The sequence below is a fragment of the Thiomicrospira microaerophila genome (assembly GCF_000934765.1).
Classification (GTDB): Bacteria; Pseudomonadota; Gammaproteobacteria; order Thiomicrospirales; family Thiomicrospiraceae; genus Thiomicrospira; species Thiomicrospira microaerophila.
In genome coordinates this window covers 1-6500 of record NZ_JYNN01000075.1, presented here as the reverse complement: position 1 = coordinate 6500, position 6500 = coordinate 1, and the positions used below count along the sequence as shown (strand labels likewise).

7 protein-coding genes are annotated in these 6500 nt (G+C 36.8%); all 7 read left to right on the top strand.

All coding sequences use genetic code 11. The features are described from left to right. Positions 1–247 (top strand): transposase domain-containing protein (locus NA59_RS14875; RefSeq protein WP_157792636.1); only part of this gene is annotated, 247 nt, incomplete at its 5' end. 664 nt (positions 248–911) lie between these two features. After that, positions 912–1106 (top strand): hypothetical protein, encoded by a 195-nt coding sequence (locus tag NA59_RS12275; protein WP_044413268.1) that lies wholly within the window; start codon positions 912–914, stop codon positions 1104–1106. A 115-nt stretch (positions 1107–1221) separates the two neighbouring features. Then, entirely contained in the window at positions 1222–1419 is a 198-nt protein-coding gene (locus NA59_RS12270) for a hypothetical protein (protein WP_044413265.1), read from the top strand. A gap of 11 nt (positions 1420–1430) precedes the next feature. Further along, a complete protein-coding gene (locus NA59_RS12265) occupies positions 1431–3623 on the top strand; it encodes a leucine-rich repeat domain-containing protein (RefSeq protein WP_044413262.1) in 2193 nt (730 codons plus the stop codon). A gap of 31 nt (positions 3624–3654) precedes the next feature. Further along, positions 3655–4944 (top strand): coiled-coil domain-containing protein, encoded by a 1290-nt coding sequence (locus NA59_RS12260; RefSeq protein WP_044413259.1) that lies wholly within the window; start codon positions 3655–3657, stop codon positions 4942–4944. Continuing rightward, positions 4944–5708, top strand: a complete 765-nt coding sequence (locus NA59_RS12255) for a hypothetical protein (protein WP_044413257.1) — start codon at positions 4944–4946, stop codon at positions 5706–5708. The genes NA59_RS12260 and NA59_RS12255 overlap by 1 nt, the downstream gene beginning before the upstream one ends. Next, the coding region (locus tag NA59_RS14535; protein ID WP_052501672.1) for an ankyrin repeat domain-containing protein at positions 5698–6500 on the top strand (803 nt) is incomplete at its 3' end. The genes NA59_RS12255 and NA59_RS14535, both read left to right, overlap by 11 nt.

Sequence of the window (6500 nt, the reverse complement as noted above, 5' to 3'; positions counted from 1 at the left end):
TAACAACCCCGCTGAGAATGCCATTCGCCCCATTGCACTGGGACGCAAGAACTGGTTGTTTATCGGATCCGAGTCAGCCGGCAAGCGCCAAAAATCCATCTTTTCATTACTTGCCAGCGCAATAGCGAACAACTTAAATCCCGCCCACTGGTTAAGCGATACCCTTAAACGCTTACCCACCACCAAAAACAAAGACCTTCATCTACTCCTGCCGGGTCGAGACTGGACACCCCTTCCAGAAACCTAAACACCACGCTTAATCAACATGGACGTATGTTAGGCGATGAGGTCTGTGCTGTAAAGTATGGGCACGGTCGGACGCTTACCATAAAAGCCTTACCAGAGACTTGATGTGTTTCCGGTTTGATACATCAGAAGAATACATTTCATCGGCATTTTTGGTTCGAACACTAGTTCCTTTAAGTATCATTTAATAGACCTCTTGCAAAACTCCAGTAATCGGTTTGCATTTTCGAACAAAATTCCACCAGTAAAAGCCTAATAAACCTCAGCCAACAAGGAATAAACATCATAACCAGTATTTAGTTTTGCAAGAGGTCTAATCCAGCAGCACAACTTAAATGACGTATGCGCCATCCAAGATTTAATAGCACCGCACTCACACGATAATTTAGTCATATCAAATTCTTTACTCATTGATATGTATCGAACCCATAACTGAGCTTGCAATCCATATGTTGAGAAAACTAAATCATTTCTAAAGCTTCCTTAAAGATTCTTATTTCCACCCTAAATTTATATACATTACAATACAACTCATTATTATGAATTGTTGTCGTAATTACTAAGAATGGTAATTTAGTCATTTAGCCAATTTATTATGCCCCCCCTGTGTCAGACTAGTTGTCGCTTTTAATTTAAAACACAACTGGGCGGATTAGGGCGTAAAAATGAGTAAGTTAAACCTGAAGAGAAAAGAAGCTATCCTAAAAAAGCTATTGCCACCGCATAATCAACCCGTATCATTGATTGCAAAAGAAGAACAACTGAATAAGTCAACGCTTTATACATGGCTAAAACAAGCGCGGGATCAATACCCTGATTTATATGTTATCTTAAAATCAGCTGGCTCAACATTATGTTGACACACAGGGAAATTAAGGATTTAATCCATTAAAAAGTGAAACCTCATATAATATGCTCGTGAACTTAACTCACTTTATTAATTTACAAATAACATCGAATTAAGGGTTCTAGCAGATGTCAAAATTATTAAACTTTATAACCGAAACACTTCAAAACTTCAATGTTCAAGCCAAAGAGTTTCAGGAAGGTATACGCCAAGAAGGTAAAGAAGAAATGAAAAAACTTTTTCCAAATGAGCCTTGTGAAACAGATGAAGATTATGAACGACTTAAAGAAAAAAGTTTAGCCATTGCTAGAATGACGTATAAATAAGATTCATAAAAATGACTGAAAAAAAACTACCACAGACAACCAAAAATACTTCCGTTGCGAAGGTTTTAAAACGTTCAAATAAATTGATGAATGTGACACAAAATGTATTGCAGCGAGCCAAGTCAGCTAAAGATCTAGCCATTCCAGAAGATGATAGCTGGATGGAGCGTTTATGTGCTTGGGCGGATGAAAATGGTATTCCGGATCTAACTTGGGTTGATGATTTTAGACATATAAGGATAGCTACTTTTGGGTGTAAAGATTTAAATGAACTTTTACATTTTCTCAAGAGGTCATCATTAAAAGAATACTATAGTAATATTTTGCAATGTTACGAAAACTGGTTTCCTGCCGAGTATGAAGGTGCTTATGAGTATGAAGGTACTTATGTAATTGTCTCAGGGTATTGGACTGGATTGCCTCGTGATAAGGAAAAACTAAAATATTTAACTCACCTTGATCTTGATACGGCCTTTAGCTTCCAGACAGTTAGCATCCCGCCAGAAATAGGCAATTTAAAGTATCTCACTCATTTAAATATACCTAACATTGATGGTGGTGGTTTACCTTCAAAAATTGAAAATTTAAAAAACTTAACCTATTTAAATATCCGTTCTCTAAAAAACATGCCTGAATGCATACTAAGTCTCAAAAACCTAAAATACTTAGATTCAAAATATGGCCCAATATGTAGGGATGCATTTGAGATTTATTACGATGAAAATGGTACTGAGAAAAACATAATATCTAATGATTACAAGATGGCATTCAATGTAGGGATAAAAGAACTTATTTTAGGGTATGGTGATGTAGGAGATGATTATCGTTCTAGTTTTTGCGAGACTACGAATATATTAGAGAATATTGAGATCGAAAGTTTGCATTTTCCTCTTGATTTAATCACCTCGGAAGAATCTGTAATAATACAGAAAATATCAAAACTTAAAAACTTAAGGCAATTACGTTTTTGCTTATTATTAAGTTCCGATCTTGAGTTAAATGATATGGCTAATTTAAAGAAACTGAATTACCTAAGTGTAAATGTTGTCATAAAATTAAGCGAACTTGAAAGAATTCAGTTTCCATATATCAGTTCATTGGAGCATTTATCAATCACCATTAGTAATAGTTATAGTTCTATTCCATCAAATTATGATTTTATTAACTTAGACTTTTTAAACATTCCTTACACCTTAAAAGAATTCAGAATTTTAGGTGGGTATTTTGGGAATTTTGGATTTAAAAATACTGAAATATTTTCGATGCTATCGGATCTTGAAGTAATGGATGTTTCAAGCATATATTTCCTTTTACCGGATGAAGTTTGTGGCTTAAAAAATATTAAAAAATTATCTGTCTGTTTTTATTCAGATTTATCATCTGAAAATAACTTGAGTATTTTGTCTAAACTTACGAGTATTGAAGATTTAGAGATAGTAAACAAACATTCTCAACCTTTTGATATACAGTCTTTAAAGAATCTTAAATCTTTAAGAAAACTTACGATCGTTGGATGTTTTGAAAACAGCTCTCAAGAATTTGGTTTGGATAGTTGTTTTCCAGAGCTAAGTGAGCTTTATATTAATGGGCATGACATGAGCTCTATTAATGACTTCCCTACAGAAATCTTCCAGTTGGAGACGTTAAAGCTTCTTGATATATCAGGATGTAAAATTAAATTTATTCCAGAGGGAATAAGTCAATTGGTAAATCTCCAAATACTAAACCTCTCTCAAAACTGTTTTTCGGAATTTCCTTTAGATGTTACGAAGCTAAAAAATTTAAGAGTATTCCGCATTGCAGAAAATCGCATCCAAAACCTCCCTACCGAATTAAGGAAACTAAAAAAACTTGAAATTTTAGACATTTCACAAAATAGCTTACGTCTTACTGAAGAAATTTTACAAGTAGCAAGTCTGACTGATATTTATTGTTCAAGAAATGTATTGGCTAGAGAGTATTTAAGTTACGAACAATATAATAAATCAGGCTTCGGTTATGATTGTTGTATGGATGTAATAACAGATAAGCTAGAAACCTTCATAGACAACAAGACAGGTCTATCAATCCATTATGGGGCACTGTGCTGGGAAGATTTGCCAAAGAATAAAAAAGTTCACACTATTTTAGTGGGGACAAAATCTACACTTGTTTCTTCAAGTTATTTTTCCCCTACTTACATAGAGGATTGGCTAGAATGGTAATTTATTATTAATAATTCATCTAAGAAGTGCTATGGGTAAAATCAAACGACGCTTACAGCAAATCAAAACAAGACTAGAACATCAAGATTATGAGATGGCTGAATTGCAATTATCGCTTTTATCCGAAGAGACTTCTTTGGCTGAAATTATTGATGCAATCCATGCGAATCACTATTCACAGGCCATTGAGTTAATTGATCTATATTTACATTCCATCACAACCGATTTAGTGGAATATGAAGATACTGAATTGGAAAGCTTACGAGCTCAACTCAAAGAGCTTGAAGAGGTTATAGAGGCGTTAAGTGAACAAAAGTCTGAGCAGCTTTTTTTATTGAATGAATTTAACACCAAACAAAGTTTGGCAACGGGTGAAATCGTTCAGCAAATTCTGCAACTGCGTAAAGAAATCGAACAGGAAAAACTTTCGCAAAAACAACGTAAGTTAGACGAGGCCAAACAGGTTTTTCAAATCGAAAAAGAGGCTTTGGGTGCGCTGAAAACACAGCGTGCTGAATTGGAAGAAAAGCTTGAATCTTTGGATGAACTGGATTTTGAATATGACGAGGTAGAAGAAGCCTTAGATTCGCTGAATGAGGATATTCGTCAAAAACAAAAGACGGTTAAAGAGAAGCGTCAAACGGTTAAAGAGGAAGAGTCTCTGTTTGAAGAGGCTGATGAACAATCATACGAAGAGGCCAAACAAGAATACGAGCAATTTGAGGAGTCTTATCAAGAGGCCAAAGAGGATAAGGTTGCCAAGCTGAGTGATAAAGACGCTGGGCTTCTAAAAAAGTTGTTTCGTAAAGCCGCTAAACTGTGTCATCCAGATACCGCAGCGGATGAGTTTAAAGATCAGGCTCATGAAATCATGCAACAGCTCAACAATGCTCGTGACAACGGCGATATTGAGACCGTCAAAGAATTTCTGGAAAGTTTGCAAAATGGTACAGCATTTGTGCTCGCCAGTGACCAATTGACTGATCGAGAACAAATTGAGGCCAAGATTGAAGAGTTGGTTGCTAAGTTAGAAGAGATCCATCATGACATTGAGCAGATTAATGAGAATGAAACTTGGCAATTGATTAGCAGTCTTGAATCTTGGGATGCCTATTTTAAGCAAACCATTGAAGAACTCAAAGATTACTTTAATCAGCTTCAGTCGGAATACGACACGCTATTGCGTCAGCCTGAGGAAGAGGAAGTTAAGGTCAAAAATGACTCATTTACCCAGCCAAAACCTCCTGAACCTGAATACAGCGGAGCCGAACCACCCAAAAGCAAACCTGCACAAGATAACTATTGGGATGATGAGTTTTAATGGATTTGTTAATATTTGTGGTGCTCTTTGTTATTGTTGGAATGCTTTATGAACATTTCAACAAAAAAACTAAGGAAGAATATAAAAGAAAGAAAAATCAAGAACGAGCGATAGCTGCGCAGCTAAAAAAGAAAGAAGACACCAATCTTTCTGGCTATACAAGTCCTTCGAAGATAAAGTCTGAAGTCCCCCCTCAGACTGCCAATAAATCCAATAAAAACACGACTAGGCAGCAAAGTGCCTCTTTAAAGCAAACTAAGTCAGACTTTAGTAAAGATAGACCCGAACAAGATGTTTTAAAGAACAGAGGGGATGGGTATGAGTTGCATATTGGGCGTAAGTTCGAGCTTAAAGGGGATTTGGTTATTTACAATGGCTTTATTCAAGGTTACGCAGATCAAGGGGTTGATATTGTCGTGCTACCCAGAAATATGGAATCCATTTATCTTATCCAGTGTAAGCACTGGCGCAAAATGGAATTTACTCGAGCGCAACTGGACAAAATAAACGATAAACTCGATGGCTATTTACCAGATTACCAGTACATTCCGCCTGAAAAAATAAATGAATACTTGAGCGTTAAGAAAAGCGATGCTGAGATTACAACGGCGATTAATAAAAGTTTGCACTATGATCAGGTGCGTAAAACTCTGTATCTTTCAAGTAAGTATGTTATCCAGGATGAGGTTTGGGCGTTATTGGAACCCATCAAAGACAATATTTTTCGCTATAAGGATTTGAAAGTGGTGGTATATGCAATTTAATCGGTTGAACTTGAACTGTGTGAGTGTGTTTAGAACAGGTTTAATACATCATTGGTTGCTTAATTATCTATTCCTCCTTGTTGTAGGTGTATTTTTTCTTTCTGGTTGCACACATTCCAGTCAACACACCTCTTCCCTATCACAAGCATCTAGCGATAAAGCGTTATCTACCGAGGTTTTATTGCTGAAAGAAGCCATTGATCAAAGCGATATAGCGGCAATAGAAAACTTCTTGCTGCGTGGCGGCAATGTAAACGTCGTTGATGAACAGGGTGTAAGTCTTCTCTATGCAAGCATCTATTTAGACGAACTTGATATTTTTGAGCTACTGCTTAGCCATAAGGCCGATGTTAATCAAGCAGACAGTAACGGTTGGACACCACTCATGGTCGCCGTTTATTATAATCGAGCGCTCATGGTGAACCGATTACTTGCACTCGGAGCCAATCCAAATGCGATGAACGACACGGGTCGAACAGCTTTGCATTTCACGGTTAATGGGTTCAGGTGGGAGCAGGATAGTGAAATCTTGGCCAAGGCACTAATTGATGCCGGCGCACAGATAAATGCAACCAACCATATTGGCAACACGGCATTAATGGGTGCTGTGTTTACCGACAAAACTAAAACCTTCGTTTATTTAATGTCACTTAATGCGGATGTTAATGTGATCAATATCAGGGGTCACAATGCGCTCATGCTCGCGATTATAAAGAAACGCCCCGAGATGTTTTGGGTATTGTTAGAGGCAGGCGCCCAAGTCAATCTGGTTGATGAATGGGGTTGCACACC